Raw genomic sequence first — 26,029 nt, 5'->3', positions numbered from 1 at the left:
TGGCTCGTAACACGTCGCGGCGCCGATGAAAAGCCGATGATTGCACGCTCCCGGAAAGGTGACGTTTCGCTCAGGAAGACACCACCTCTGGTTGCCGGTCGCGCAAACGTGACAGCAATTTAATGCGACATGCGGGCCAAGCCATGATAACCGCCCCTCGTGTCGGCTTGCCCCCAGTCGGCGACACAAGAATCAAGTCCGGACGCGTTCGTTGAACCGCACCATTCCGCTCATCCTGGCGGTCGCCCTGTTCATGGAAAACATGGATTCGACCGTCATCGCGACGTCGCTGCCGGCGATCGCCATCGACATCCATACCAGCCCGATCGCGCTCAAGCTGGCGCTGACCGCCTATCTGGTGTCGCTGGCGATCTTCATTCCGATCAGCGGCTGGATGGCCGACCGCTTCGGCGCCAAGAACGTGTTTCGAGCCGCGATCGGCGTGTTCATCGTCGGCTCGGTCGCTTGCGCGATCTCCGATTCGCTGCCGGCTTTCGTGGTCTCGCGCTTCCTGCAAGGCATAGGCGGCGCGATGATGACCCCGGTCGGGCGGCTGGTGCTGGTGCGGGCGACGCCCAAGAGCGAGCTGGTCGCCGCCATGTCGTGGCTGACCGTCCCGGCCCTGGTCGGGCCGCTGGTCGGGCCACCGATCGGCGGCTTCATCACCACCTATTTCACCTGGCACTGGATTTTTCTGATCAACGTGCCGATCGGCCTGGTCGGCATCTGGCTCGCCACCCGCTTCCTGCCGCAAACCGAAGCGACCGAGACGCCGCCGCTCGATTTCATCGGTTTTGTGTTGAGCGGGCTCGCCGCCTCAGGCGTCGTGTTCGGCCTGTCGGTAGTCAGCTTGCCTGCGCTGCCGCCGATGGCCGGCTTCATCACCGTCGCCGTCGGATTGGCGTCGGGCGCGCTTTACCTCCTGCATGCGCGCCATGCGAAAAACCCGCTGCTTGCGCTCGAATTGTTCCGCCACCAGGTGTTCCGCTCCTCGGTGCTCGGCGGCGGGCTGTTTCGCATCGGCATTGGTGCCGTGCCCTTCCTGTTGCCGCTGATGTTCCAGATTGGCTTTGGGCTGACGCCGTTCCAGTCGGGCATGATCACTTTCGTCTCGGCGATCGGCGCCATCGGCATGAAATTCGCCACCGCGCTGATTTTTCGGGTTGCCGGGTTCCGCCGCGTGCTGGTGGTCGGTTCGCTGGTCGCCGCGGCGTCAATCGCCGTCAACGGCCTGTTCACGCCCGACACGCCCTATGCGCTGATGCTGGCCATGCTGCTGGCCAGCGGCTTCATCCGCTCGATGTTCTTCACCGGCGTCAACGCGCTCGCCTATGCCGAGATTTCGGCTGCCGACACCAGCAAGGCGACGCCGATCGCCGCCGTCTTCCAGCAACTGTCGATCGCGCTCGGCGTCGCCGTGGCGGGCGGCATCCTGGAGGTGTCGCAGACGCTGCATGGCGGGCCGCTGACGCTGGCCGACTTCCACACCGCCTTCTTCATCGTGGCCGTGATTTCGGCAGCGGCATCACTGTCGTTCATGCGGCTGGCGCCCGATGCAGGCAACGCCGTGTCGGGCCATGGCAGGCTGACAACGCCCAAGGAATTGGAGCCGATTAGCCCTCCCGGCAATTGAGGCCACGCAACGGCGACCTCAACCTTCGGTCGGCGCGCGCCCCTTGAAGTCCTTCGCCAGCAAATACAGCTCCACCGACTCATCACGCGAAGCCGGCGGCTTGACGTGATGGACCGAACGGAAATTCTGCTTGAGCAGGGACAGCAGCTCGTTTTCGGCGCCGCCCTGAAAGGTCTTGGCCAGAAAATGGCCGCCCGGCTTCAGCACCGCCAGCGCGAAATCTGCCGCCACTTCGCACAGATACATGGTGCGGATGTGGTCGGTCCTTTTGTGGCCGGTGGTCGGTGCCGCCATGTCGGAGAGCACTATGTCGGGCGGGCCGCCCAGCGTCTCGGCAAGCTTTTGCGGCGCCTCGGGGTCGAGGAAATCCATCAAAAGCACCGGCGCGCCGGGCACCGCGGCCATTTCGAGATAGTCGATGCCAACGACATGCGGGCTCTCCGCCGTCGATTTCGTCCGCGCCGCGGCCACCTGGCACCAGCCGCCGGGGGCGGCGCCGAGGTCGATGACCTTCATGCCGGGCTTCAAGAGATGATGCTTGTCGTCGATCTCGATCAGCTTGTAGGCCGCGCGCGACCTGTAGCCGTCGGCCTTGGAGCGTTGGACATAGGGATCGTTGATGTGGCGCTGCAGCCAGCGGCGCGACGATTCCTTGAGGCCGCTTTTCTTCTTGATCCGCGTCTTCAGCACGCGAATGCTGGCGGAGCCTGGTTTTTCTGGTTTCTTGGTCATTGTTTGATTTCTTGTTTGAGCATGATCTCTTCCGAAACCCGCTCCCCACTTTTCGGGATCATGCTCTGCCCCGCCCGCTGTTGCGCCAGACACCGTCGTCGGCCATCAGTTCGCTCAGTATGCCTTCGCGCAGGCCACGGTCGGCGACACGCAGCCGCTCGGATGGCCACACGGCGCGGATCGCTTCCAGGATGGCGCAGCCGGCCAGCACCAGATCGGCGCGGTCGGCGCCGATGCATGGGTTGGCGACACGCTGCTGAAAATCCCAGCCGACCAGTTTTTCGACCATGCGGTCGACGCTGTCGCGGTCCATCCACAGCCCGTCGACGCGGCGACGATCGTAGCGTTCCAAATCAAGGTGAACGCCGGCCAGCGTCGTCACCGTGCCCGAAGTGCCCAGCAGGTGAAACTTCGGGCTGGACAGAACATGGGCCAGCCGGTCGCGGCCGTCGAAGGCACGAAGGCGCACCGCGACATCCTCGACCATGGCGGAAAAGATCTCGCGCGTTACCGTGCGGCCGCCAAAACGTTCGGCCAGCGAGACGACGCCGACCGGCAGCGATGTCCACGAGACGATGTGGTTGGCAAGCCGTGGCGAGCGATGGCCGGTGAGATCGATCAGCGCGATTTCCGACGAGCCGCCGCCAATGTCGAACAGCACGACGCCTTGCGTGTCGCGCTCGACCAGCGAGCCGCAGCCCGACACCGCCAGCCGCGCCTCGGTCTGGCGGTCGATGATCTCGAGTTTTAGCCCGGCCTCGCGTTCGACCCGGTCGAGGAACTCGACGCCGTTTTCGGCAGTGCGGCAGGCCTCGGTGGCGATCAGCCTGGCTTTCCTGATCTTGCGGTTGCGCAATTTGTCGCCGCAGATCTTTAGCGCCTCGACGGCGCGGTCCATCGCCGGCTGGCCAAGCCGGCCATTGGCGGTGAGCCCCTCGCCCAGCCTGACGATGCGCGAGAAGGCGTCGATGACGCGGAACTGGCCATGGCGCGTCGGCACCGCGACCAGCAGCCGGCAATTGTTGGTGCCGAGATCGAGCGCGGCGAACACCGGCAGTTCCTGCATCGGCGGCCGGTAGTCGCGCTGCTCCTGCCTTGCCGGCGCGGTTGCAGGCGAAGGGGCCGCCACGGGCGGCTGGATTGCTGGAGCGAGAATAACCGCTGGCGCCAAGAGCCCACCGGGCTGATTCTCGTCGCGCGCAAAAACCTTGCGCCCGCGCCGGCGCTTGCGCCGCTTTCTCGCCTTGCCCTTCTGATGTTGGGCGTCTCCTGCCTGCCCGTCTCCGGACTGCGGACCCGCCCGGCGGTCGTGATGCCGCCCGGCGGATGGGCTTGCCTGGCCTGACGGCGGCGAAGCCCTGGACACGCCCACTTCCGGCGCGCCAACGCCGGTGTCGTGGTCTTCCACTTCAGTTCCTTCCGGCGCCGCGCGAACCGGAAACCGGACGCAGCAGGCGCTTTCATGTGTTTTAAGTTGCCGCCAGACTAGCAGCGCCGGGCCGGATCACCAAGAGTGCAAGGGCCGAATTTTGCCGGCGTCAGGCAGCGGCAAGGTCATGCCGGTTGAATAGCCGGCTTCAATAAGGCATTTCTCAAGTGAAGGGGTGAATGCTGATCACATCTTTGCGCCCCGACCCCGGAACCGAGCTGCAACGCATGACGACACCGCCATGAGGGCCATGAACTGGAGGCGCTATCTCTGGCCGGCCATCGGCATTGCGGCGGTGATTTTTTCACTGCTGCTACTCTGGCACGAATTGCGCGGCATCTCGCTCGACGATGTCTGGGCCGGCATCGTCGCCATCCCGGCGCGCGGCTGGGTGCTGGCCGGCCTGAGTTCGGTGGTCGCCTATGCCTCACTCGCCGGCTACGACCACATCGCGCTGCTGCATATCGGCAAGAAAGTGTCGTGGCTGTTCGTCACCTTCTGCTCCTTCACCACCTATGCGCTGTCGCACAATATCGGCGGCTCGGTGTTTTCAGGCGCGGTGATCCGCTACCGCGCCTACGGCACCAGGGGCCTGACGGGACAGGATGTCGGCATTCTGGTGGCGATCTGCTGGATCACCTTCATGCTGTCGACGATCTTCGTCTCCGGCATCGTGCTGGTGCTCGAACCCGAAATCATCGACCGCTTCTCCGGCGCCCCACACCATGGGCTGGCGATCGCTGCCGGCCTCGCCATGCTGATCCTCGTCGGCGCCTACATCTTCGGCAGCTGGCTGCATCTCAAGCCGCTGACGGTCGGTCGCTTCCAGCTGCACTACCCGGCGCTGCCGATCGTCGCGCGGCAATTGCTGATCGGCCCGATCGAGCTTTTGGCGGCGGCAGCGATTATCTTCTTTGCCCTGCCCTCAGGCAATCCCGGCTATTTCGTCGTGCTCGGCGTCTTCCTGGTGTCGTTCTCGATCGCTCAGATCTCGCACGCGCCGGGCGGGCTCGGCGTGTTCGAGGTCGTGTTCCTCGCCGGTCTGTCGCATATGGACCCGGTCGGCGTGCTGGCGGCATTGCTGGTGTTCCGGCTGTTCTACCTGATCATCCCGCTGCTGATCGCGCTCGGCATCGTGCTGTTCTTCGAACGCTCGCAATTTGGGCGGGCCGAGAGCTGAGGCGCTGCGCCTAAAGCGCTTGCCTGAAACAGATCGATGAAACCCGGTGATTGAAACGCTCGGCAGGCTTGACTATTTTCCGTCGGCGGCTACAAGGCACGCGCAGCTGCTTTGGCGGCCACCAGCGCGACAAGCGCCTGCTGGGGAATAGGTTAACGGTAGACCCACGGACTCTGACTCCGTTAGTCCTGGTTCGAATCCAGGTTCCCCAGCCAGACATTCCATAAGAAAAACAATCGTTTAATGGGACAGTTTGACCCCGTTTCATTTTTTGCATCGGCGAGATCCCCCGGCGCGAAAAAGATCGCTGGCCGCTGGCGAGTGCCATTGGCTAAGCTTCCTTAAAGGTCCCCAGACGAGGCCGCTTCATGCCCACCGATAGCCAGTACATTCTCGACAGCATCAGCCAGGGATGCGTGGCGCTGTCCGATGACGAGTTCGTCATCGACAGGCTGGTGAAATATTTCGGCAACGGCAGAATCCGGTGGCACGTTGAATTCCGTGGGCATCGCATCGAACTGACGACAGGCCAGCTCAAGAAACAGCCTGCCTTCCGCAGGAAGGTGCTCGAACAGGCTGGCGTATTGCCGCCGCAGCGTGCGGGGGTCGACTACAGGCGATGGGCACTCGATCTGAGAAAGAATGCCATCGAGCTTCCCTGGCGGGATAGGCCGGTCGATGTCGATTTCGCCATCGACAGGCTCACCAGCCACGGCGATGGGCGCTGGACGGTTGAATACCAGGGCAAGCCAATCAAGTTCACGACCACCAAACTGCGCCGGCAAGTCAGCTTCCGCAAACGTATGCTGGCCAAGGCCAAGGTGCTGCCGCCCCAACTGGATCCGGTTGCTTATCGGAAGTGGATGGACTGGCTCATTCAAAACGCCACCGAGACTGCGCCGCAGGCCGGCGATGCCTTGATGACGGAGAAAAGCTGGCTTGACGACCTGCCGGAGCTGGCGGGCTGGCAAGAATGAAGCGCCGCCCCAAGGGACCAACTTGAGAAAGTCCGACCCGCTCAAATCCCGCCACCGGCAGAGGCGCCTAACTCCGTCACCTCCCCCGCGCGGGGGATGTGCTCAGGCATGGGCCTTGGTAGGCCCCGGCGGTTCGTGGCTCAGCCTTGACGCTTGGGTGCCACGCCTTGTGAAAGATGGAGAGATTTCGATGCTTAGATTTGCCTCGACGCTGGCGCTGCTGCTTCTTGCGACGGCACCGCTGTTTGCCGACGACATGCCTGTGAACGCCGACAGCATCAAATGGGGCCCTGCTCCCGCTGTCCTGCCCGCTGGCGCCGACATGGCCGTTGTCGCCGGAGATCCGTCAAAGGATGGCATCTATGTGCTGCGGCTGAAGCTGCCCGCCGGCTACAAGATCCCCGCGCACAATCACCCGACGTCGGAATATGTGACGGTGATTTCCGGCAACTTTCATATCGGAATGGGCGACAAGCTCGACGAGGCGAAAGGCGTCGAACTGACTGCCGGCGGCTTCGGCGTGGCCCCGACCGGAATGAACCACTACGCCTGGACAACAAGCGATACGATCGTCCAGGTTCATGGCTTAGGGCCCTTCGCCATCACCTATGTCAACCCGGCGGACGATCCGAGCAAAAAGTGACGGTTCGCTGTCTGGCTTTGAACAGTCGAACGGCCGAACGCCGTTCTGATCTGCCGGGCTAGCCAGATCTTAACCCCGGCCCGGTGCCGGGGTTCTTTTTCTAAACTTACTCCGCTACCTGCACCCGGTTGGCCTGGATGATCGCCCGGATTTCGGCGCAGCAGAAGCCGCAATTGGTGCCGGTCTTCCGCGCGCTGCCTATGGCTTCGCCGGTCGCGCAACCCGTCCGCACCGCCGCTGCGGCTAGCTGCCAAGCTGCTGTGATGCAAGTTATATTAGCAATCAACGATATGTTAACAGCTATGGTGCAGCCTTTCCGTATCGGGGACGAGATGCAACCTCCGATCGACGTTCCAGCGCCTCTCAGCGCCTGGACGTGCGACCGATGCGGAGCAAAACGCATGAGTGTCGGAATAGGACTGGCACAGCTGCTGCGGATGATTCACCGTCGCGCCCTGAAAATAGCGGCGTTGCCAGACGATGAGAGAGATCCGCACTACGATCTCATCCGCCTGTCATGCTGCGGAGCCGCTGAACAGATTGGGCAAAGTCCCGATAAGGCAGCTGTCACGGCAAACAGTATGGTTGAATTTACGCGCGCGATGGTTGGGATCATTGAGTTAGGCCGCGGATCAGACGCGCGGCGAAGCGCCAATTGGCCGCTGGGCGAGAGTTCGACAGTTTGGCGGCCTGGGCGATCGCAGTAGGCATGGTCGCTGGCCCGCTTCATCACCCATAGCTGCTAGCCTTCTAGAGGTCGACGCTTCACGAAAACCTAGAGCCTGTTCCATCCCGATGGGATCGGGATGGGGCTCTATCTCTTCGTTTGAGCATGATCTCTGGACAAAACGGTTCCCGTTTTTGTCCGAGAAAACCGGATTCCACTTTTCGGGATCATGCTCCAGCAGCCTGGGCTCTGCGCCTTCACTCCGCCGCCTGCACCCGGTTGGCCTGAATGATCCCCCGCATTTCGGCACGGCAGGAGCCGCAATTGGTGCCGGCCTTCAGGGTGTTGCCGATGGCTTCGACGGTCGCGCAGCCCGCCGCCACCGCCGCCGCGATCTGATTGGCGCCGACGCTGAAGCAGGAGCAGACGATGGCGCCGGCATCCGGCCGCTCGGCCCCTGCGCGGCCGGCGACGATGCGGAAGCGCTCGCGCTGGCCGGCATGGGCCGCCTCAAGCTGCTCGGCCGCCCAGCCGCGAGACACGGCGACCGGGCCGGGTGCGACGAACAGGGCTCCCGACAAGCGGTCGCCGTCGAAAGCGGCGATGCGATGCTGGCCGGCGTCGCGGTCGTGATAGGCGAGGATATCGGCACTAGGTGACGTGTCGAATAACGATCCGGCGAAGGCGGCCCAGTCGATGTCGTCATCGGCAAAGGCCAGTTCGACGCGCCAGCCGCCCCGGCATCTGGCCACGGCCCAGTAGCTTGCGGCAACCGCCACCGGCAGCCTTTGCATCACCGCGAAGCCGAAGGCTTTGGCGGCGAATTTCTCGATGCGGGCCGCGACATGTTTTAGCGCCGGCTGGCCGGAAATCGGGTCGGTGAGCGGCGCGGTCAGCGCGTCGAGCCGCCCTTTTGCGGCAAACTGGTCGGTCCAGTGCATCGGAGCAAACACGCTGCCCTGGCGCTGGCGTGACGTCACCAGGGCGCGGACCAGCACCTCGCCGCGCGGGCTGGAGACGCGCACGATGTCGGCGTCGCCGATGCCGTAGTGCTGTGCATCCACCGGGTGGATTTCGACAAAGGGCTCGGCGATGTGCTGGGACAGGCGCGGGCTTTTGCCGGTCCGCGTCATCGTGTGCCAATGGTCGCGGACGCGGCCGGTGTTGAGGATCAGCGGATAGTCGGGGCTGGTGCGGGTGTGTGTAGTCGGGCGGATGGCGATGAAGCGCGCCCTGCGGTCGGGCGTGTAGAAATTGCCGTTGGCGAAGAAGCGGGTGCTTTCGCCTTCCGGCTGAAGTCGAGCTTGAGCACCCCCCTCTGGGCTCGGAGCAGGCCATTGGAAGGGAGCCAATTGCTCATACGCCTGCGCATCGATCCCGGCATGGTCACCAATGTCGAAATCCCGCGCGCCGTTATTCTCGAATCCCGACAGCGCGGCGTGTTCGGCGAAAATCTCCACTGGCGCATCATGTGCAAACGCCTCGGCAAAGCCCATCCGCTTGCCGACTTCGGCGATGATCTGCCAGTCGGGCCGCGCTTCGCCCGGCAGGCCCAGAAACGCCCGCTGGCGCGAGATGCGGCGCTCGGAATTGGTGACGGTGCCGTCCTTCTCGCCCCAGGCGGCGGCGGGCAGCCTGACATGGGCATGGCGGACCGTGTCGGTGTTGGCCAGCACGTCCGAGACCACGACGAAGGGACAGGCCTTGATCGCCGCTTCGACGGCGTCGGCGTCCGGCATTGAATCGACCGGGTTGGTGGCCATGATCCACAGCGCCTTGATGCGCCCGTCGGCCACCGCTTGGAACATGTCGACCGCCTTCAGGCCGGGTTTTTCGGCCACGGCCGGCGCGTTCCAGAAGCGCTGCACGCGGTCGCGATGCTCCGGGTTTTCGATTTCCATATGGGCGGCGAGCATATTTGCCATGCCGCCGACCTCACGGCCGCCCATGGCATTGGGTTGGCCGGTCACCGAAAACGGCCCTGCCCCCGGTCTGCCGATGCGGCCGGTGGCGAGATGGCAGTTGATGATGACGTTGACCTTGTCGGTGCCCGACGAAGACTGGTTCACGCCCTGGCTATAGACGGTCACGGTTTTCGCGGTGGCGGCAAACAGGCTGTAGAAGCGGCCAAGCTCGTCCTCGCTCAGGCCGGTGGCGGCGGCGATGCCGGCAAGATCGAGCGCTGACGCAGCAAAAAGCGCTTGCCCGAAGCCGGTCGTGTGCTTGGTGACATAGGCGCGGTCGAGCGCGTTGTGCTGGCCGAGATAAGCGAGCAACCCGGTGAACAGGGCGACGTCGCCATCCGGTGCGATCGCCAGATGCATGTCGGCGATATCGGCGGTCATGGTGCGGCGCGGATCGACCAGCACGATCTTCATCTCGGGCCGCTTTTCGCGTGCGGCCGCGATGCGCTGGTAGAGCACGGGATGGCACCAGGCCAGATTGGAGCCGACCAGCACGATCAGATCAGCGAGTTCGAGATCCTCGTAATTTCCCGGCACGGTGTCGGAGCCAAAGGCGCGGCGGTGGCCGGCAACCGAAGAGGCCATGCACAGGCGCGAATTGGTGTCGATGTTGGCCGAGCCGATGAAGCCTTTCATCAGCTTGTTGGCGACATAGTAATCCTCGGTCAGCAACTGGCCGGAGACGTAAAAGGCAACTGAGTCAGGGCCATGCTCGGCGATGGTTTGCGAGAAGGTCGAAGCGACGCGATCGAGCGCCTCGTCCCAGCCGGCATGGCGGCCATGGATTTCTGGATAGAGCAGCCGGCCGTCGAGATCGATGGTTTCGGCCAGCGCCGAGCCCTTGGAACAGAGCCGGCCGAAATTGGCCGGATGGTCGGGGTCGCCGCGGACGCTGACTTCACCGTCCGCGGCGACCTTCGCCAGCACGCCGCAACCCACCCCACAATAGGGGCAAGTGGTCCTCACCTCGCGCGCTGTGTCAATTTCCATGGTTCAGGCCGCGCGGCTGGCCAGCGCTTCCAGCGCAATGAACAGAAGCTCCCCGTCGATCCTGACCGGAATGGTTCGCACCGCGCCCTCGTCGGCGCCGAGCGCCTTGCCCGTTTCCAGCGAAATCACCCAATTGTGCAAGGGACAGGTTACCGCCGTGCCGTGGACGATACCCTGGCTGAGCGGCCCGCCTCTGTGCGGGCAATGGTCGTCAATGGCATAGACCTGATCGTCCTGCGTGCGGAAGACGGCAATTTTTCCCTGAGGTGTGGCGACGCAGCGCGCGCCGCGGCGCGGAATATCTGAGATTGAGCCGATCGATATCCAGTTCATTTGCTCCATCCCCCTACTCCGCCGCCTGCGCAAATCCGACCGAAGCCATCGGCCGGAATTCGTGCTTGTCCTTGCCGGAGACGCGTTCCGACCATGGATCAACCTGGGCAAATTTCTGGCTGAACACGAAGCGCTCGTAATAGGCCTTTCGCTTCTCGCCATCGTCCATGATCTGGCGCTTGATCTCCGGGATGCCGATGCGCTTGGCCCATTTGTAGATGCGCTCGAGATAGCGGCCCTGCTCGCGGTACATCTGCGTCAGCGCCACGATATGTTCCAGCGCCTCGTCCTCGGTCTTGACCATGCCGAGCACCTCGGTGCCCTTGATGTCGAGGCCGGCGGCCCCGGCGAAATGTATCTCGTAGCCACTGTCGACGCAGATGACGCCAACATCCTTGCAGGTCGCCTCGGCGCAATTGCGCGGGCAGCCCGACACCGCCATCTTGACCTTGGCCGGGGTCCACGAGCCCCACATGAACTTTTCGATGCGAATGCCGAGGCCCGTCGAATCCTGCGTGCCGAAGCGGCACCAGTCGGAGCCGACGCAGGTCTTCACCGTGCGCAGGCCCTTGGCATAGGCATGGCCGGAGACGAAGCCGGCCTGGCCGAGATCGGCCCACACCGCCGGCAGGTCTTCCTTGCGGATGCCCAGCATGTCGATGCGCTGTCCCCCGGTGACCTTGACCATCGGTATTTCGAACTTGTCGACAACATCGGCGATGGCGCGGAGCTCCGCGGCATTGGTGACCCCGCCCCACATGCGCGGCACAACCGAATAGGTGCCGTCCTTCTGGATGTTGGCGTGGACGCGCTCATTGATGAAGCGCGACTGGTAGTCGTCGGCATAGTCGTTCGGCCAGTCGCAGACGAGGTAATAGTTCAGCGCCGGCCGGCATTTGGCGCAGCCGCAGGAGGTCGTCCATTCCAGTTCCTGCATGACGGCGGGAATGGTCTTCAGGCGCTTGGCGATGATCAGCCGGCGAACCTCGTCATGGCCGAGCGTGGTGCAGCCGCACATCGGTTGCACGGCGGCCGGGTTGTACTTGTCGCCGATGGTCAACACCATCAGCTTTTCGACCAGCCCGGTGCAGGAGCCGCAGGAGGCCGACGCCTTGGTGTGGGCGCGCACGTCGTCCAGCGACGTCAGACCCTTGGCAGTGATCGCGCCTGTGATCTTTCCCTTGCAAACGCCGTTGCAGCCGCAGATTTCCGCATCATCCGGCAAGGCTGCAACGGCCGCCATAGGGTCCAGCGGGGCACCCCCCTGGTAGGACTGGCCGAAGATGAGCGTGTCGCGCATTTCGGAAATATCGGTCTGTTTTTTCTTGAGGTCGTTGAACCAGGCGCCGTCGGCCGTCTCGCCATAGAGCACGGTGCCGATGATGCGGTCGTCTTTCAGCACGAGGCGCTTGTAGACGCCGGCCGCGGCATCGCGCAGCACGATCTCCTGGCGGTCTTCACCTTCGGCGAAGTCGCCGAGCGAAAACAGGTCGATGCCGGTGACTTTGAGCTTGGTCGGCGTGTCCATGTGGACGAAGGCCGCCGCCTCGTTGCCGGCCAGCTGGCTCGCGGCGACGCGCGCCATCTCGTAGAGGGGTGCCACCAGCCCATAGACCTGGCCGTTGACCTCGGCGCATTCACCGAGCGCGTAGATGTCGGGATCGTTGCTGCGCATGCCGGCGTCGACGACGATGCCGCGATTGACGGCAATGCCGGCCTGTTTGGCCAGTGCAGAATTCGGCCTGATACCAACCGCCATGACGACCAGCGTCGCCGGAATGACGGTGCCGTCGGCGAGCTCCACCTGGCCGACCTTGCCGTTGCCTGTGATCGCCTGGGTGTTGGCCTTGGTGATGACCTTGATGCCGCGTTGCTCGACGGCGCGCTGCAAGAGATAGCCTGCCGCCGGATCGAGCTGGCGCTCCATCAGCGTCGGCATGACATGCAGCACGGTGACGTCCATGCCTTGCGCATTCAGCCCGGCCGCCGCCTCCAGCCCCAGCAGCCCGCCACCGATGACGACCGCCTTGGCCCGCGACTGTGCCGCGAGCATCATCGCCTGCACGTCGTCGAGATCGCGATAGGTCAGCACGCCCGGCAGATTGTGGCCGGGCACCGGAATGATGAACGGCACCGAGCCGGTGGCGATGACGAGCTTGTCGTAGGGCTCGGTGACACCGTGATCGGAGGTGACGGTCTTTGCCTCGCGGTCGATGGCGACGATCTTGTGGCCCTTGTAGAGGGTGATGTTGTTGGCGATGTACCAGCCGTCGCCGTGGATGATGATTTCCTCAAATGCCTTTTCGCCCGACAGCACCGGCGACAGCATGATGCGGTCGTAATTGACGCGCGGCTCGGCGTTGAAGATGGTGACGGTGTAGCGGCCCGGCGCCTGTTCCAGGAGATGCTCCAGCATCCGCCCGGGGGCCATGCCGTTGCCGATGATGACGAGTTTTTCGCTCATGATGCTACTCCGCGGCTTCGACGAAGCGGTGGCGTTCGTAGAGGAACTTCAGCACCGCCTCGCGGCAGCGCAGGAAGGTGCGGTCGGAAGAGAGCTCGACGCGCCGGCGCGGCCGGGCGAGCGGCACTGGCAGCACCTCGCCGATGGTCGCCGCTGGACCGTTGGTCATCATGACGATGCGGTCGGACAAAAGCACCGCCTCGTCGACATCATGGGTGATCATGATCGTCGTCGAGCCGAGCCTGGAATGGATGTCCATCACCGCGTCCTGCAGATGGGCGCGGGTCAGCGCGTCGAGCGCGCCGAACGGCTCGTCGAGCAGCAGGATCTTCGGCTCCATGGCGAGCGCCCGGGCAATTCCGACGCGCTGCTTCATGCCACCCGAGATTTCCGCCGGCCGCTTGTCCTTGGCATGCGCCATCTGCACGAGATCGAGATTGCGCATGATCCAGTCATGCCGCTCGGCCCGGCTCTTGCTGCGGCCAAACACTTTCGACACGGCCAGGTTGATGTTTTCGTAGACGGTGAGCCACGGCAAAAGCGAGTGGTTCTGGAACACCACGGCGCGTTCGGGTCCGGGGCTGTCGACCTCCTTGTCCTGCAGCAGCACGGCGCCGGCGGAGACCTTGGTCAGCCCGGCGATCAAATTGAGCAAAGTCGACTTGCCGCAGCCGGAATGGCCGATGATCGAAACGAATTCGCCCTTGTCGATGGTCAGCCTGATGTCTTTCAACACCTCGCTGACCTGGCCGCCACGGGCAAAGGATTTGTCGATATGGTCGAGTTTCAGATAGGCCGTCATCGCCCTCTCCTCACTTTGCCGTTGTGCCGCGGGTGACGAAGGCGCCGACGCCAGCGACCAGGCGGTCGAGGCAAAAACCGGTGACGCCGATATAGGCGAGCGCGACGATGATGTCGGGCAGCCGCGACGAGTTCCAGGCGTCCCAGATGAAGAAGCCGATGCCGACGCCGCCGGTGAGCATTTCGGCGGCGACGATGGCGAGCCAGGACAGGCCGATGCCGATGCGCAAGCCGGTGAAGATGTAGGGGGCCGCCGCCGGCACCATGATCTTCACGAAGAATTCGAGCTGGTTGAGCCTGAGGATGCGCGCGACGTTGCGGTAGTCCTCAGGGATGTTGCGCACGCCGACGGCGGTGTTGATGATGATCGGCCAGATCGAGGTGATGAAGATAACGAAGATCGCCGACGGGCTGGAATCGCGGAACGCCGCCAGCGACAGCGGCAGCCAGGCCAGCGGCGGCACGGTGCGCAGGATCTGGAACACCGGATCGAGGCCGCGCATCGCCCAGATCGACTGGCCGACCAACGCGCCGAGCGCAACGCCGACGATAGCCGCCAGGCCAAAACCGATGGCGACGCGCTGCAGCGAGATCAGCACCCGCCAGGCCAGACCGATGTCTTGCGGGCCATTGTTGAAGAACGGATGCGCGATCAGATCGTAGGCCTCGTTCCACACCTGGCTGGGCGGCGGCAGGCTCGATGTGGGTGACGAACAGGCGATCTGCCAGACGACCAGCATGAGGGCGATGACGATAGCCGGCGGCACCAGCGCGCTCGCCAGTCTGCCGGCGATCACCACCGGGTCGAAACGGCGTCGCGTCTTGGCGGTGAAGGCGATGACCTCGGCCGGCTTGGCCGGCGCGGGAAACGCCTTCACCTTGGTGTCCTCGATGGCTTGGATGGACATGTTTTCGAAAAGCTCCTTGGGCGGCATTTGGGGCGGCAAGCGGCGCTAATGGCGCCGCTTGCCATCAGGCTTAAGCGGAAGCCTTGATCTTCAGGCTGTCGAGATAGGCGGACGGGTTGGCCGGATCGAAGGTCTTGCCGTCGAAGAAGGTCTCGACGCCGCGCGACGAGGATGCCGGAATATCGCTTGCCGCGACGCCGAGATCCTTGGCCGCCTCGCGCCAGATATCCTCGCGATTGACCTGGTCGACCAGCGCCTTGATGTCGGTGGTCGGCGCGAATTTGCCCCAGCGGATGTTTTCGGCGAGGAACCACGTATCGTGGCTCTTGAAGGGATAGGACACGCCGCCGTTCCAGAACTTCATGTAGAGGTCGGTGCCGTTGGCGACGCGGCCATTGCCGTAGTTGATGTCGCCCTTGAGGCGGCCGATGATGTCGGCGACAGGCACGTTCATCCACTGCCGCTTGCCGATAATGGCGGCCATCTCGTCCTTGTTTTCCTTGGCCTCGCACCATTGCTGGGCGGCCATGACGGCCATCACGATCGCCTTGGTGGCGTTCGGGTTCTTGTCGATGAATTCGGCACGCAGGCCGAGCGCCTTTTCGGGATGGCCCTTCCAAAGCTCGCCTGTCGTGGCGGCGGTGAAGCCGACGCCCTGGTGGACAAGCTGCTCGTTCCACGGCTCGCCGACGCAGAACACGTCCATGTTGCCGACCTTCATGTTGGCGACCATCTGCGGTGGCGGCACCACGATGGTGGAAACGTCCTTGTCGGGATCGATGCCGCCGGCGGCCAGCCAGTAGCGCAGCCAGAGGTCATGCGTGCCGCCCGGGAAGGTCATGGCGGCCTTGACGTCCTTGCCGGCCGCCTTCTTGGCGGCAAACGCGTCCTTCAGCTTGGAGGCGTCGAGGCCGACGCCGGTAGCGGCGTATTCTTGCGCCACCGAGATGCCCTGGCAGTCGTAATTGAGCCGCGCCACGATCGCCATCGGCATCGGCTGGTTGTTCTGCGTCACCTTGCCGGTATGCATGAGGTAAGGCAGCGGCGTCAGGATATGGGCGCCGTCGATGCCGTTGGCTTGCGCGCCGAGCATCAGATTGTCGCGCGTCGCGCCCCAGGAGGCCTGCTTCAGCACCTCGACATCGGGCATGCCGAATTTGTCGAAAAACCCCTTCTCCTTGGCGATCATCAGGGGCGCCGCATCGGTTAGCGCGATGAAGCCGAGCTTGGCGCCGGTGACTTCCGGAGCTGCGGTGGCGGCATAGGCGCCGGAGGGCAGCAGCGCACGCGCGGCCGCCAGGGTTGCCGCGGTGGCAGCACTTGCCATCAGAAACTTGCGGCGGGTCATGCCCTCGAGAGGGACTTCGGTCTTGATGCGGTTCGTCATCGTCGTCTCCGGTTGGGCGCAGCTTGGGATTCGCGCCATCGATTGCGTTTCGATCAAAACAAAAAAGCCGCCAGCCAGGTCTTCGCGTCCGGGGTTCCGGGAGCGCGTATTACCTGAGCGGCAGCTTTGCCTGTGGCGCCCGCCATTGGACGCCTGTTCCGTGGTCCAGCAGAGGACCTGACTATCTCAAAGCAGGAACCGTGCCAGTTTTGAACGGCACGGGAATTATCAATGAAATCAGCGGTATTGCCCGATCATGCACTCATCCATCTACAAGCCGGACAGGCCAAAGATTGTTCATTAGCGCATTTGCACGCACAATTTTTGTGCAATGCACAAGAATGGCGCGGAAATGATCAAGCCTCTGCGCGGGCCAATTTCTGGCCGGCGATGTAGGCGTCGATCTCGTCGGGATCGAAGATCTGGCCATCGAAGAAGCCGTCGGGACCGAGCACGAGGCTTGCCCCTGCCGAACCGACCGGAGTCGCCGCCTTCAGCGCGCCCTCGACCTTGGCATTGGCGCCGGGAAGCGCGACGCCAAGCGGCTTCAGCGCCGAGCGGTAGAGGTCGGGACGGTAACAGTCGCGGGCAATGGCGAGGTTTTCCGGCGTGTGCGCCACATGCCCCCAGCGCACCATCTGCGTGTAGAACCACAGCGCGTGGCTCTTCCAGGGAAAGTTCGCCGCCTTGTCGAAGGGCAGGAAAAAATCGTCGATGGTCCGCTCCGCGCCCTCGCCCAGCCTGAGATGCCCGGTCAGGATTGGCATCTGCACCGCCGGCGGCAGGCCAAGGAATCCGGGCTGCGCCATCACGGCGGCCAGTTCGCCATGGTTGGCCGGGTCCTGGCACCAACGGGCGGAATGATGCAGCGCGCGCAGCAGCGCCGCCAGCGCCTCGGGGTTTTCGTCGGCCCAGGCCTTGCGCACGCCGATCACCTTCTCCGGGCTGTTCTTCCACAGCAGCGCCTTGACGGTGACGATGTGGCCGGTGCCGGCGGCGACCGCAGCACTGTTCCAGGGCTCGCCGACGCAGTAGCCATCGATGCGGCCCGCCGCCAGCGCGTCGGCCATGAAGGGCGGTGGCACGATGACGATCTCGATCTCTTGGCTGGGATCGATGCCGCAGGCGGCGAGCCAGTAGCGCAGTTCGTAATTGTGCCCGGAATGCGGATGCACGACGGCGAAGCGCAGCGGCTCGCGGCCGGCGGCGGCGCGCTCACGGATGAAGGCACCGAGGGCTGCACCAGCCCGCGCGGGCTCGAGATCGGGCACAGCACCATGCACCGCCATGCCTTTCCAGACGGCGTTGGAGATGGTGACGCAATTGCCGCCCAAGCCCAGCGAGAACGGCACGATCGTCTCGGAAGCGAGCGGCGTCAGCCCGAGATTGCAGGCGAGCGGCATCGGCCCCAGCATATGGGCGAGATGGAAATGGCCGATGGCGATGCGGTCACGAATGTTGGCCCAGGATGTCTCGCGGTGTAGCGTAAGGTCGACGCCCTCGCGCGCGGCAAACCCCAGTTCGCTCGCCGCGACCAGCACGGCGCTGTCGAAGAGCGGCATGAAACCGGCGGTGATCTGGTGTATCGCGCTCATTCGTCCTCCGACGACCCGAGCAGCCCGGCGGCGGTCACCAGGCTCTGGGCGATGTCGCTGATCTTGCGGTTCTGGTTCATCGCCGTCTTGCGCAGCAGTGTGTAGGCGGCCTCTTCGGAGAGGCCGCGCGACTTCATCAGGATGCCCTTGGCGCGGTCGATGACCTTGCGGCCCTCGAGCTCGCCGCGAACCTCTTCCAGCTCGCGTGCCATGCGCGAAAAAGCGTTGAAGCGGCTGACCGCCATGTCGAGGATCGGCTTGACGCGTTCCTGCCGCAGACCGTCGACGACATAGGCCGACACGCCGGCATCGACCGCCGCCTCGATCGAAGCCTGGTCGGAGCGGTCGACGAACATGGCGATCGGCCGCTTTACCGCACGCGACAGCTGGAACATGTTTTCCAGCATGTCGCGGTTCGGGTTTTCGAGGTCGATGACGATGACGTCGGGCTCGATCTCGGCGATCCGCCGCGCAATACCCGACACGTCATGGATGACGGTGACCCGCTCATGGCCGGCCTCGCGCAAACCGGCCTCGATGATCGAGGCACGGATGCGGTTTTCGTCGATCACCAGAACGGCGAGTGAGGAACGGACCATGCCTCAATATGTACAAGCGGGCAGATTGTGCAATGCGGCATGGGGGGGGTCGGCGCTCGCCGTGCGTGGCGGGGCGATAAAAGCGGATGCTGGAATGGATAGCCAGGATTTGTTGGAGCTGTTGGAACCGACTGCGGCTAACGCATTCACTACTTCTCCCGGTCTGGGACGACCGGAACAGCAACTGAAAGGCGGAGATCAAGAAGCCTATGCCGCTGATCGCGTTTGAGATTACAAACGACGACGACACTAAGCACGCTTGAGGACAAAAATGATCGACAAGAAATCTGAGACTGAGGCTGAAAAAGAGATCTGTGAAGTCGTGGGCCGAATCGTACTAATGGCTTCACTATTAGACAATCAGTTAAATGCTGTCTTGGTAGCAGCTCTATCTCTTGGCGGGAAGGCACTGACGCTCGCGGTTGTCGCTGCCCTGGACCCGGCCCGAAAAGTCGAAATCCTAAAGGCATTTGTTAGCCAGATCTCCAACGACGAATGGAGGAAGCCAGTCCTGCGTTATGCAGACGGCGTCGAAAAAATAAACCGGGCTCGGAACCTCGCAGCTCATAGCATGGTTATCGACAGCGGTGGAGAACATGTTCTAGCGACCAATAGCGTTGCGAAATTATTGAAGGCCACTGATCGCAAAAGCCGAGCGATCCAACGTGTGCCACTCAATACGCTGAGTGATGCTTCAGATCTCGCCCTGAAAGTCTATAAAGAGGGTGAGAACGTTATCGTCAATTTTGGTCGAGTTGAGTTAGAGAGAAATCGGCGGGTTCTAGTCAAAACCCCGCAACATTAGATGGTTCGGAAATCCAGGGGGCTGTGAGCGTGCGGCTTCGCTGGGCCCAATCAGCCGCATCATGGAAAGTGTGGCACTAGCGATCTCCTAGATCGGTCGAGGCTTATGTGTTCTGCGCCGACCGCTAAACGATCCATGCTGGGAAATGAGCTTCTTTGATGAATTGGAATGTACTCGCTGCGCTTCCGAACATCGTCGTCACTGACGCGATTGATGCGGAGTACTTCTCTCTCATCGGCAGCGACGACACTCGCCTGTCCGACAATTTTGCTCATCATCCAAATGTTCAAACATTCTTCAGAAGTTTTACAGACAGCCACGGAGTCAAAATTACGCCTGCGGCGCTCGTTGCGAAATCTAACACTCCCGCCGAGTTTTTGAACAGCGAGGCTGTCGCGGGTTTTCGTGATGCTGTAGCCGCGTCCGTCATCCCATTTGCACGTGCAGCGGCCATAACTCATCGTCATAACTTTCGACCGATGTACTCAGACTCTTTCGATCTTTATCCTTGGATGATCGATCGGAATGGCGAGCACCTTATCGCAAACACTCCTGCCGTAAGCGCGCTTCATCAAATCAAAGGATTTAGAGGACTTTCCTCGCCAGGTCTTTCGGTTATCGAGATTCGCGATTGGGACATCGATGAAGTGTTGCTGAAAGCTTTGCTAGATCGATGGAGTAAGCGATTTTCCGGTGAAACAGGTAGCTGGGAACAGCTTGCACTATTTCGCTCCTTGAATGCCGCGAATGCCGCAATGCAAATGCCTCAGAGCGCTGGGGCCACAATATATGACTGGGGCCGATCTCTTTCGCTCTGGATAAGTGCATTCGAGATACTTGTGCACCCTGGCCCTGGCGGTGAAGCCAATCGAACTAGAGTCTTTGCTTTGATTGAAAGCAGCGAATGGGAGCGGGAAGCTGTTCGCGATCAAATCCATGACGTGCGGTTGAGCAAAACGAATGTCGTGAAAAAAGCATTCCCCAGCTACCTATATAATCTCGCTTACCAGGCAAGAAACAATTTCCTCCATGGCGAGCCAGTTGGACGCGAGCACTTGGTTTTGCCTTCCGGTCAGCCAGTGGTGTTTCTAATCTCAGCGCTTTTTCGAAGCGCGCTGGCCACTTTCCTAGGCTTGAAAGCTACCGTAGGTATCAACAGAAAAGCATCTGCTAAGGCAATCGCTCAGGCAATATCCGAAATGTCCGACCTTCGTAGAGTTCCGCGCGTGGTCGAGGATGCCTTCATAAAGGCTATGGCACCTCAGCCTGAAGACGATGATGATGACGAGTAGCGACAAATGGAATGATGGCGTTCAGTTCGGTCATCGAACAGTGGCGCACACCGCCAACATGCGGCGAAGCGGCAATCCTGCCGATAGGCTCTTAGTTGCCGCAGCCGAGGGCATGCGGGCCGCGACTTCGCGGGCTTTCTGGATGTCCTTGGCCTGGATGTAGGAGGCTAGGCCGTAGACGGTGTCGTTGGCGGTATGGATAACCTCGCCGACAATGTCATAGGCGTGATCGTCAGCATCGGCCCGAAGATTTGTTCGCGCGCAGCACACACGCAGTCGACCCCCAAGCCTACCTTGTCGGCTAGCCCAGCGAGGCGGCTGAGGTGCTCGCCAAGATCTTGCTTCGCGCCTGCGCATATTCCCAAGCGGAGAACGGTGGATCAATCTTCTGCCGAGGTTCTGCCAAGACGAACGGATCCGGGCCAAACAGACTGTATAGTTCAAACAGTTTCTCGGCGGTCATGCCCGGTTTGAGTGCGTTCTCCAGGTCGGCGTCGACTATGGCTCGACATCGCTCCACTGCCTCATCGTAAGTCGGAAATGTTGCGTCCAGGTAGCGTTCACTCTCATCCCTGTAATGAAAGTGGTCATCGACAAAGACCTGGTATTGAACGATTTGCGACAACCACTTGCCCCCCGGCAAAATCCCTCGGGACTCTAGCTCGTCCATTGTGGCTCAGACAAGGAGGTGGCTCCTGGCGGCGATATTGGTCGAGCGGCGGCCGCCCTTCCCGGAGGCCGACACCCATCGCCGGCCCCAAGCAGGTCAAGCCTACGAAACGCTCACTCCTCGAAGGAACTCGCCGCGACATAGATCGAAGCCAGTTGCTCGATGCCGGCCTGGTCGGCCTTGTCGAAGCGGCCGGGTGACGGGCTGTCGAGATCGAGCACGCCGAAGACGCCGTCATTGTCCCTGAGCAGCACGACCAGCTCCGAGCGCGAGGCGGCGTCGCAGGCGATATGGCCGGCAAAGTCGTGCACATCCTTGACCAGCATCGACATTTCGAGATCGATCGCGGTGCCGCATACGCCCTGGCCGACGGCGATGCGCACGCAGGCCGGCTTGCCCTGGAAAGGCCCAAGCACCAGTTCTTCGTCGGATGCCATGAAATAGAAGCCGGCCCAGTTGAGATCGGGCACCATCTGGAAGATCAGCGCTGATGTGTTGGCGGCATTGGCGATCGAGTCTCGCTCGCCGTCGAGCAGCGCCTTCAGCTGCGTGGCGAGGTCGCGGTAGAATGCTGCCTTGTCGGTGCTGTCGATGGCCTTGGCCGCAAACATCGTGGGTTCTCCGTTGCCGGCGTGCCGAAACGCCCGCTCCCTGTCTGCCACCAATGCAGCGGTTGGGAAATACACAAACGCGAATGTATGTCGCCAGCCGAAAGCGCGACCGCGCTCAGCGATCCACGCCACCTGATCCAAGCAGCAGCTGTCAGTTCGGCCGGCGGCCAAAGACGCGAGCGGCGCGCCCAAGCAGGCCGGAGCCGGCACTGGCTGACGGGGCCGGTTGCGCCGCATTGTCGGCTGGAGGATGATTTCTTTTGTCGGACGCCATTGCCATGACCGCTTTGTTGGCGTCGAAGGCGGAGGTTGGCCGGGCGTCTCTCATTCTTTGCTGGGTCAGCGGCGAACAGGTCGGCTGGCCGTCGGCGCCGAGAATCTCTCCGACAGTCAGTTGGTTGGTGAAGCGGTAAATATCCCAAACGGCATATTTGACGGCCTGTGCGTCATAGGCGCCGCTTCTGTGCTTGGCATGCATGTCCATCAATTGCGGGATCAGGAATTGCGCCTTGTCCGGCGCGGCTTCGCCTTCGTATGGCAGCGTGCTCCAGCCAGACTTTATCAATGTCGACCTGAGTTCGGCCGGCCCTCGCCACAGCGCGACAGAAGTTGCCGGATCGACAAAGGCCGCGACGTAATTGCCCTTCATGTTGTGGGCGATGCCGACCTGGGCCAGCAGGTCCTTGCATTCGGGGACGAGCCAGACGGCCTTCGGAAAGATCGATTGCAGTTCGAAGTCGTAGTTGAGTTCCACCGCCATCGTTCCATCGCCATGACCTGCTGCCAGTCTCGCCGTTTCCGCTTAAGGTTTTGCTATCCCGCTTGGTGAACGGTTGGTTCGCTGGCAGACAGGGCGGGGCGTAACATCGTTTGTCGTCTCCGTTGCCAGCGTGCCGAACCGCCCGCTACAGTTCCCCCTGTCAGCCACCCATTGCGCGAAAGTCACCATCGTGAATGTCACCAGCCGAAAACGCGACCGCGCGCAGCCGACGACAAACGAAGGCCCCCTTACCTTCGCCGTGCTGGTGTTTCCCGGCTTTCCGATGATGGCGTTCAGTTCGGTGATCGAGCCGCTGCGCGCGGCCAATGTGCTGGCGAAAAAGGACTGCTACCGCTGGGTGATCGTTGGCGCCGCCGAGGGGGCGGTGGAGGCCTCCAACGGTGTCGTTATCCAACCCGGCTTTTTCGCCGGTGATGCGCCCAAGGTCGACCGCATCGTCGTCTGCTCGGGCGGCAATGTCGACCATGTCGTGGCGGACGACGCGATGAACTGGATCCGCAAGAGCCTGCGCAATGGCGCTCATATCGGCGCGGTGGCGGATGCCGCGTTCTTCCTCGCCCGCGCCGGCCTGCTCGACGGCCATGCCTGCACATTGCACTGGACCAGCCAGGCGGCCTTCACCGAGGCGTTCCCGGACATTGAGCTCAGGCGCGATCTCTATGTCATCGACCGCAAGCGCTTCACCTCGGCCGGCGGCGTCGGCAGTCTCGACATGATGCTGGAGATCATCACCAACGATTATGGTGCCGAGCTGGCGGCCGGCGTCGCCGAATGGTTCGTGCACAGCCCGCTGCGCTCGAGTGTCGACCGCAAGCTGATGCCGCTGCGCCTGCGCACCGGCGTCCAGAACGAACTGGTGCTGTCAGCCATCGCCATCATGGAGGATGCGGTGGAGGAGCGCCTCGCCATGACGGAACTGGCGGAGCGGCTCGGCGTCTCCTCCGACAAGCTCGAACGCAATTTCCGCTCCGAGCTGAGCATCTCGCCCAATGGCTACTACCGGCGGCTCAGGCTGAAGCGCGCCGCCGACCTTTTGGCGCATTCAACGCTGATGGTGCGCGACGTGGCGCTGGCCTGCGGCTTCGCCTCGATGTCGAGCTTTGCCCGGGCGTTTCGCGAAGAGCATGGGCATGCGCCAAAGGTGGCGCGGCGGCATTAGCTGTAGCGGCATTTCGCACGACATTTGCGGGAATCCGCACAGAAATTGTCCGACGCACCGCTATGTTCTAGCCTTCAGGAGGCACCCATGAGCATCGTCGTTTTCGACCCCGACAGCACCGAGGATGTGGACTTCAAAGACCGCATGCGCCACCCGGCCACCGCGGACCCGGCCGGCGGTATGTGGCTGTCCGACACCGAGCCGTCCTTTATCGACGCGGATGCTTTGCGCAAGGGGCGGTTGGCCAAGCTGCGCGGCTGGATGCGCGAGGCCGGCTATGGCGGCGTGGTGCTGTTCGACCCCTACAACCAGCGCTATGCCACCGGCTCGCGCAACATGTTCGGCTATTTTCTGCGCAACTCGACCCGCTATTTCTTCATCCCCGCCGATGGGCCGATCGTGCTGTTCGAATACCCGCAGAGCTACCATGTCTCAATGGTGCTCGACACGATCGACGAGGCGCGGCCTTCCAAGCTCGTCTGGTCTTCGGTGTCGGGCCGCGACGACGAGACCGCCGGCCCCTTCGCCGACGAGATCACCGAACTGTTGAAGCAGCATGGCGGCGGCTCGATGAAGCTCGGCCTCGACCGCTGCAGCCACCTGCAGGCGCTTGCTTTGGAAAAGCGCGGCTGCGACGTTCGGGACTGCCAGGGCGAGATCCTGGCGGTGCGCGCGGTGAAGACGCCGGAGGAAGTGAAATGCCTGCAAGTGTCGATGGCTGGCGCCGAGGCCGCCGTCTATGCTGTGCGCGAGGCGATCAAGCCCGGCGTCTCCGAAAACGAGTTGTTCGCCATCATGTATGGCGAGGTGATCCGGCAAGGCGGCGAGTTCATCGAGACGCGGCTGCTGACCTCGGGCCAGCGCACCAATCCGTGGTTCAACGAGGCGAGCGGCCGCAAAATCCGGCCGGGCGAACTCCTGGCGCTCGATACCGACACCATCGGCTGCTACGGCTATTATTCGGATTTCTCGCGCACCTTCCGCTGCGGGCCGGGCAAGCCGACCGATTATCAGAAATCGCTCTACCGCATGGCGCATGACCAGGTTCAGCACAACATCTCGATCGTGAAGCCGGGCATGGCGTTTCGCGAGATCGCCGAAAAAGCCTGGAAAATCCCGGACCGTTTCGTCGACCAGCGCTATACCTCGGTCATGCACGGCGTCGGCATGCATGGCGAGACGCCGTTCATTGCGCATGCCATGGACTACGAGACCTATGGCCGCGACGGTTTTGTCGTGCCCGGCATGGTGGTGAGCGTGGAAAGCTATATCGGCGAGAAAGGCGGCCGCGAGGGCGTCAAGCTGGAAGACGAGATGCTGATCACCGAGACCGGGACGGAGCTTTTGTCGCGCTTTCCCTATGAGGATGAGTTTCTGGAGAAGCAGGTTTGATGAAGGTTGCACGCCTCGATGAACCATCGCCGGCTGTTGGGAATAGCCGCAGCGCCCATCGCTTCGTCATCCTAGGGCGAAGCAAGGAGCGCAGCGACGCGGCGCAGGCCCTAGGATCCATGCCGCGACTTCCGAGCGCAGCTACGGTACTCATTTGGTCTGCTGCATTCCTCGGCCAAGGTCACGGCATGGATCCTCGGGTCTGCGCGTCCGCTTCGCTTCCGCTCCGCCCGTGGATGACGAAGTCGGGGAGGCTTCGGCCAATCACCAAGGGCGATAGCCCACTGAAAGCGACTGCGTTGCCTCTTGCAGGCCCGTCCGCATGAAGGCCCCCATCTCCATCAAACGCGGCACGGTGGCGGCGGTGTTCATCGATCTCCAGGAAGAGCATCGGCAGGACAAGCGCTATCTGGTCGAGGGTTTTGGCGACATCCTCGCCAACGTGCAGCACCTGCAGGCGGCAGCGCGCGCCAATGATGTGCCGCTCTACCACTGGGCTTATATCGTCGATACCGCCAAGGCGCGACCGTTCCATCCGCTCGATGCCGACGGCAAGTCGGCCTTCTCCGACAAGAGCGATCCGCTGACCGCGATCTGCCCGGAAGTGGCGCCGGCGGCGGGCGAGACGATGCTGGTCAAGACGCAGGCCAGCGCCTTCGGTTCGGGAACTGCGGCCAACGAATTGAAGGCGCGCGGCATAGAGTGGCTGGTTGTATCAGGCGTGTGGACCGAGGCCTGCATCGACGCCACCGTCAGGGACGCGGTGGCATCAGGCTTTCGCGTGCTTTTGGTCAAGGATGCCTGCGGCAGCGCGAGCAGCGCCATGCACCAGACCGCCATCCTCAACCTCGCCAACCGGCTCTATGGCGGCGCCGTCACCAACGCCGAAGGCGCCCGCCGGCTGATATCGGGCGATACGGTGACCGCATGGCAGGTAGAGGGCTCGGTGCCTTTGCGCTTCACTTATGAAAACGCGGCCCGGCTCTACGACGAGCTTTGACGATTGGATTGCAGTGG

Annotated in this window: 21 protein-coding genes, 1 tRNA gene and 1 pseudogene; 10 read left to right on the top strand and 13 right to left on the bottom strand. The window is 62.7% G+C overall.

All coding sequences use genetic code 11. The features are described 5' to 3' along the window. The first annotated feature begins 211 nt into the window (after positions 1-211). Complete coding sequence (locus AC1D0N_RS07425; protein WP_477242782.1) at positions 212-1,633, top strand: MFS transporter; 1,422 nt, start codon at positions 212-214, stop codon at positions 1,631-1,633. A gap of 18 nt (positions 1,634-1,651) precedes the next feature. Here AC1D0N_RS07425 and AC1D0N_RS07420 read toward each other — a convergent pair whose 3' ends face one another. After that, positions 1,652-2,365: an RlmE family RNA methyltransferase gene (locus tag AC1D0N_RS07420; protein ID WP_477242781.1), complete on the bottom strand. Its 714-nt coding sequence runs from the start codon at positions 2,363-2,365 to the stop codon at positions 1,652-1,654. Positions 2,366-2,423: 58 nt separating this feature from the next. Then, positions 2,424-3,773: a Ppx/GppA phosphatase family protein gene (locus AC1D0N_RS07415; RefSeq protein ID WP_477242780.1), complete on the bottom strand. Its 1,350-nt coding sequence runs from the start codon at positions 3,771-3,773 to the stop codon at positions 2,424-2,426. Between the two features lie 271 nt (positions 3,774-4,044). Between AC1D0N_RS07415 and AC1D0N_RS07410 the strand changes: the two genes are divergently transcribed. The 4 genes and pseudogenes from AC1D0N_RS07410 (at position 4,045) to AC1D0N_RS07395 (ending at position 6,594) form a co-directional block, all read left to right on the top strand. Then, positions 4,045-4,974 carry a putative bifunctional lysylphosphatidylglycerol flippase/synthetase gene (locus AC1D0N_RS07410; protein ID WP_477242779.1) on the top strand — a complete coding sequence of 310 codons (930 nt, stop codon included), beginning with the start codon at positions 4,045-4,047 and terminating at the stop codon, positions 4,972-4,974. A 141-nt stretch (positions 4,975-5,115) separates the two neighbouring features. Next, positions 5,116-5,189, top strand: a tRNA-Gln gene (locus tag AC1D0N_RS07405). 153 nt (positions 5,190-5,342) lie between these two features. Further along, positions 5,343-5,973, top strand: a pseudogene (locus tag AC1D0N_RS07400) (hypothetical protein); the annotation flags it as partial. A gap of 168 nt (positions 5,974-6,141) precedes the next feature. Continuing rightward, positions 6,142-6,594 (top strand): cupin domain-containing protein, encoded by a 453-nt coding sequence (locus AC1D0N_RS07395; RefSeq protein ID WP_477243112.1) that lies wholly within the window; start codon positions 6,142-6,144, stop codon positions 6,592-6,594. Positions 6,595-7,518: 924 nt separating this feature from the next. On the opposite strand, the gene AC1D0N_RS07390 is transcribed toward AC1D0N_RS07395, so the two are convergent. The 8 genes from AC1D0N_RS07390 to AC1D0N_RS07355 form a co-directional block, all read right to left on the bottom strand. Further along, the gene (locus AC1D0N_RS07390; RefSeq protein ID WP_477242778.1) at positions 7,519-10,215 is read right to left on the bottom strand and encodes a nitrate reductase; all 2,697 of its coding nucleotides are present in this window, start codon (positions 10,213-10,215) and stop codon (positions 7,519-7,521) included. A gap of 3 nt (positions 10,216-10,218) precedes the next feature. After that, positions 10,219-10,548, bottom strand: a complete 330-nt coding sequence (gene nirD, locus AC1D0N_RS07385) for a nitrite reductase small subunit NirD (protein WP_477242777.1) — start codon at positions 10,546-10,548, stop codon at positions 10,219-10,221. Between the two features lie 13 nt (positions 10,549-10,561). Next, positions 10,562-13,012 carry a nitrite reductase large subunit NirB gene (gene nirB, locus AC1D0N_RS07380; RefSeq protein ID WP_477242776.1) on the bottom strand — a complete coding sequence of 817 codons (2,451 nt, stop codon included), beginning with the start codon at positions 13,010-13,012 and terminating at the stop codon, positions 10,562-10,564. A gap of 4 nt (positions 13,013-13,016) precedes the next feature. Next, positions 13,017-13,814 (bottom strand): ABC transporter ATP-binding protein, encoded by a 798-nt coding sequence (locus AC1D0N_RS07375; RefSeq protein WP_477242775.1) that lies wholly within the window; start codon positions 13,812-13,814, stop codon positions 13,017-13,019. Between the two features lie 10 nt (positions 13,815-13,824). Then, positions 13,825-14,721 (bottom strand): nitrate ABC transporter permease, encoded by an 897-nt coding sequence (gene ntrB / locus AC1D0N_RS07370; protein ID WP_477242774.1) that lies wholly within the window; start codon positions 14,719-14,721, stop codon positions 13,825-13,827. Between the two features lie 70 nt (positions 14,722-14,791). Next, the gene (locus AC1D0N_RS07365; RefSeq protein WP_477242773.1) at positions 14,792-16,108 is read right to left on the bottom strand and encodes a CmpA/NrtA family ABC transporter substrate-binding protein; all 1,317 of its coding nucleotides are present in this window, start codon (positions 16,106-16,108) and stop codon (positions 14,792-14,794) included. Positions 16,109-16,464: 356 nt separating this feature from the next. Then, positions 16,465-17,703, bottom strand: a complete 1,239-nt coding sequence (locus tag AC1D0N_RS07360; RefSeq protein ID WP_477242772.1) for a CmpA/NrtA family ABC transporter substrate-binding protein — start codon at positions 17,701-17,703, stop codon at positions 16,465-16,467. Continuing rightward, positions 17,700-18,302: an ANTAR domain-containing response regulator gene (locus AC1D0N_RS07355; protein ID WP_477242771.1), complete on the bottom strand. Its 603-nt coding sequence runs from the start codon at positions 18,300-18,302 to the stop codon at positions 17,700-17,702. The genes AC1D0N_RS07360 and AC1D0N_RS07355 overlap by 4 nt, the downstream gene beginning before the upstream one ends. 271 nt (positions 18,303-18,573) lie before the next feature. Here AC1D0N_RS07355 and AC1D0N_RS07350 point away from each other — a divergent pair, with 271 nt between their 5' ends. Further along, complete coding sequence (locus tag AC1D0N_RS07350; protein WP_477242770.1) at positions 18,574-19,107, top strand: hypothetical protein; 534 nt, start codon at positions 18,574-18,576, stop codon at positions 19,105-19,107. Positions 19,108-19,265: 158 nt separating this feature from the next. Continuing rightward, positions 19,266-20,399, top strand: a complete 1,134-nt coding sequence (locus AC1D0N_RS07345; RefSeq protein ID WP_477242769.1) for a hypothetical protein — start codon at positions 19,266-19,268, stop codon at positions 20,397-20,399. A gap of 301 nt (positions 20,400-20,700) precedes the next feature. Here AC1D0N_RS07345 and AC1D0N_RS07340 read toward each other — a convergent pair whose 3' ends face one another. From AC1D0N_RS07340 to AC1D0N_RS07330, 3 genes are all read right to left on the bottom strand, one after another. Continuing rightward, positions 20,701-21,069, bottom strand: a complete 369-nt coding sequence (locus tag AC1D0N_RS07340; RefSeq protein WP_477242768.1) for a hypothetical protein — start codon at positions 21,067-21,069, stop codon at positions 20,701-20,703. A 113-nt stretch (positions 21,070-21,182) separates the two neighbouring features. After that, on the bottom strand, positions 21,183-21,680 hold the full coding sequence (locus tag AC1D0N_RS07335; RefSeq protein ID WP_477242767.1) for a GAF domain-containing protein: 498 nt from the start codon (positions 21,678-21,680) through the stop codon (positions 21,183-21,185). 151 nt (positions 21,681-21,831) lie between these two features. Beyond that, complete coding sequence (locus tag AC1D0N_RS07330; protein WP_477242766.1) at positions 21,832-22,440, bottom strand: hypothetical protein; 609 nt, start codon at positions 22,438-22,440, stop codon at positions 21,832-21,834. Positions 22,441-22,723: 283 nt separating this feature from the next. Between AC1D0N_RS07330 and AC1D0N_RS07325 the strand changes: the two genes are divergently transcribed. The 3 genes from AC1D0N_RS07325 to AC1D0N_RS07315 all read left to right on the top strand — a co-directional run bounded on the left by AC1D0N_RS07325 (position 22,724) and on the right by AC1D0N_RS07315 (position 26,012). Beyond that, entirely contained in the window at positions 22,724-23,620 is an 897-nt protein-coding gene (locus AC1D0N_RS07325) for a GlxA family transcriptional regulator (RefSeq protein ID WP_477243111.1), read from the top strand. An 87-nt stretch (positions 23,621-23,707) separates the two neighbouring features. Further along, positions 23,708-25,012 (top strand): M24 family metallopeptidase, encoded by a 1,305-nt coding sequence (locus AC1D0N_RS07320; protein ID WP_477242765.1) that lies wholly within the window; start codon positions 23,708-23,710, stop codon positions 25,010-25,012. A gap of 322 nt (positions 25,013-25,334) precedes the next feature. Beyond that, on the top strand, positions 25,335-26,012 hold the full coding sequence (locus AC1D0N_RS07315) for an isochorismatase family protein (protein ID WP_477242764.1): 678 nt from the start codon (positions 25,335-25,337) through the stop codon (positions 26,010-26,012). Positions 26,013-26,029: the final 17 nt, after the last annotated feature.

It is taken from the genome of Mesorhizobium sp. P2_E10, from assembly GCF_056404235.1.
The sequence above is the reverse complement of the archived record's forward strand: the minus strand, read 5'-3'. Positions and strand labels throughout refer to the sequence as shown.

Coding starts and splice junctions, on each gene's coding strand:
- AC1D0N_RS07355 (WP_477242771.1), bottom strand. CDS start 18,302: ATGGTCCGTTCCTCACTCGCCGTTCTGGTGATCGACGAAAACCGCATC.
- AC1D0N_RS07410 (WP_477242779.1), top strand. CDS start 4,045: ATGAACTGGAGGCGCTATCTCTGGCCGGCCATCGGCATTGCGGCGGTG.
- AC1D0N_RS07420 (WP_477242781.1), bottom strand. CDS start 2,365: ATGACCAAGAAACCAGAAAAACCAGGCTCCGCCAGCATTCGCGTGCTG.
- AC1D0N_RS07350 (WP_477242770.1), top strand. CDS start 18,574: ATGATCGACAAGAAATCTGAGACTGAGGCTGAAAAAGAGATCTGTGAA.
- ntrB (WP_477242774.1), bottom strand. CDS start 14,721: ATGTCCATCCAAGCCATCGAGGACACCAAGGTGAAGGCGTTTCCCGCG.
- nirB (WP_477242776.1), bottom strand. CDS start 13,012: ATGAGCGAAAAACTCGTCATCATCGGCAACGGCATGGCCCCCGGGCGG.
- AC1D0N_RS07360 (WP_477242772.1), bottom strand. CDS start 17,703: ATGAGCGCGATACACCAGATCACCGCCGGTTTCATGCCGCTCTTCGAC.
- AC1D0N_RS07345 (WP_477242769.1), top strand. CDS start 19,266: ATGAATTGGAATGTACTCGCTGCGCTTCCGAACATCGTCGTCACTGAC.
- AC1D0N_RS07320 (WP_477242765.1), top strand. CDS start 23,708: ATGAGCATCGTCGTTTTCGACCCCGACAGCACCGAGGATGTGGACTTC.
- AC1D0N_RS07335 (WP_477242767.1), bottom strand. CDS start 21,680: ATGTTTGCGGCCAAGGCCATCGACAGCACCGACAAGGCAGCATTCTAC.
- AC1D0N_RS07395 (WP_477243112.1), top strand. CDS start 6,142: ATGCTTAGATTTGCCTCGACGCTGGCGCTGCTGCTTCTTGCGACGGCA.
- AC1D0N_RS07340 (WP_477242768.1), bottom strand. CDS start 21,069: ATGGACGAGCTAGAGTCCCGAGGGATTTTGCCGGGGGGCAAGTGGTTG.
- nirD (WP_477242777.1), bottom strand. CDS start 10,548: ATGAACTGGATATCGATCGGCTCAATCTCAGATATTCCGCGCCGCGGC.
- AC1D0N_RS07375 (WP_477242775.1), bottom strand. CDS start 13,814: ATGACGGCCTATCTGAAACTCGACCATATCGACAAATCCTTTGCCCGT.
- AC1D0N_RS07315 (WP_477242764.1), top strand. CDS start 25,335: ATGAAGGCCCCCATCTCCATCAAACGCGGCACGGTGGCGGCGGTGTTC.
- AC1D0N_RS07365 (WP_477242773.1), bottom strand. CDS start 16,108: ATGACGAACCGCATCAAGACCGAAGTCCCTCTCGAGGGCATGACCCGC.
- AC1D0N_RS07390 (WP_477242778.1), bottom strand. CDS start 10,215: ATGGAAATTGACACAGCGCGCGAGGTGAGGACCACTTGCCCCTATTGT.
- AC1D0N_RS07325 (WP_477243111.1), top strand. CDS start 22,724: ATGATGGCGTTCAGTTCGGTGATCGAGCCGCTGCGCGCGGCCAATGTG.
- AC1D0N_RS07330 (WP_477242766.1), bottom strand. CDS start 22,440: ATGGCGGTGGAACTCAACTACGACTTCGAACTGCAATCGATCTTTCCG.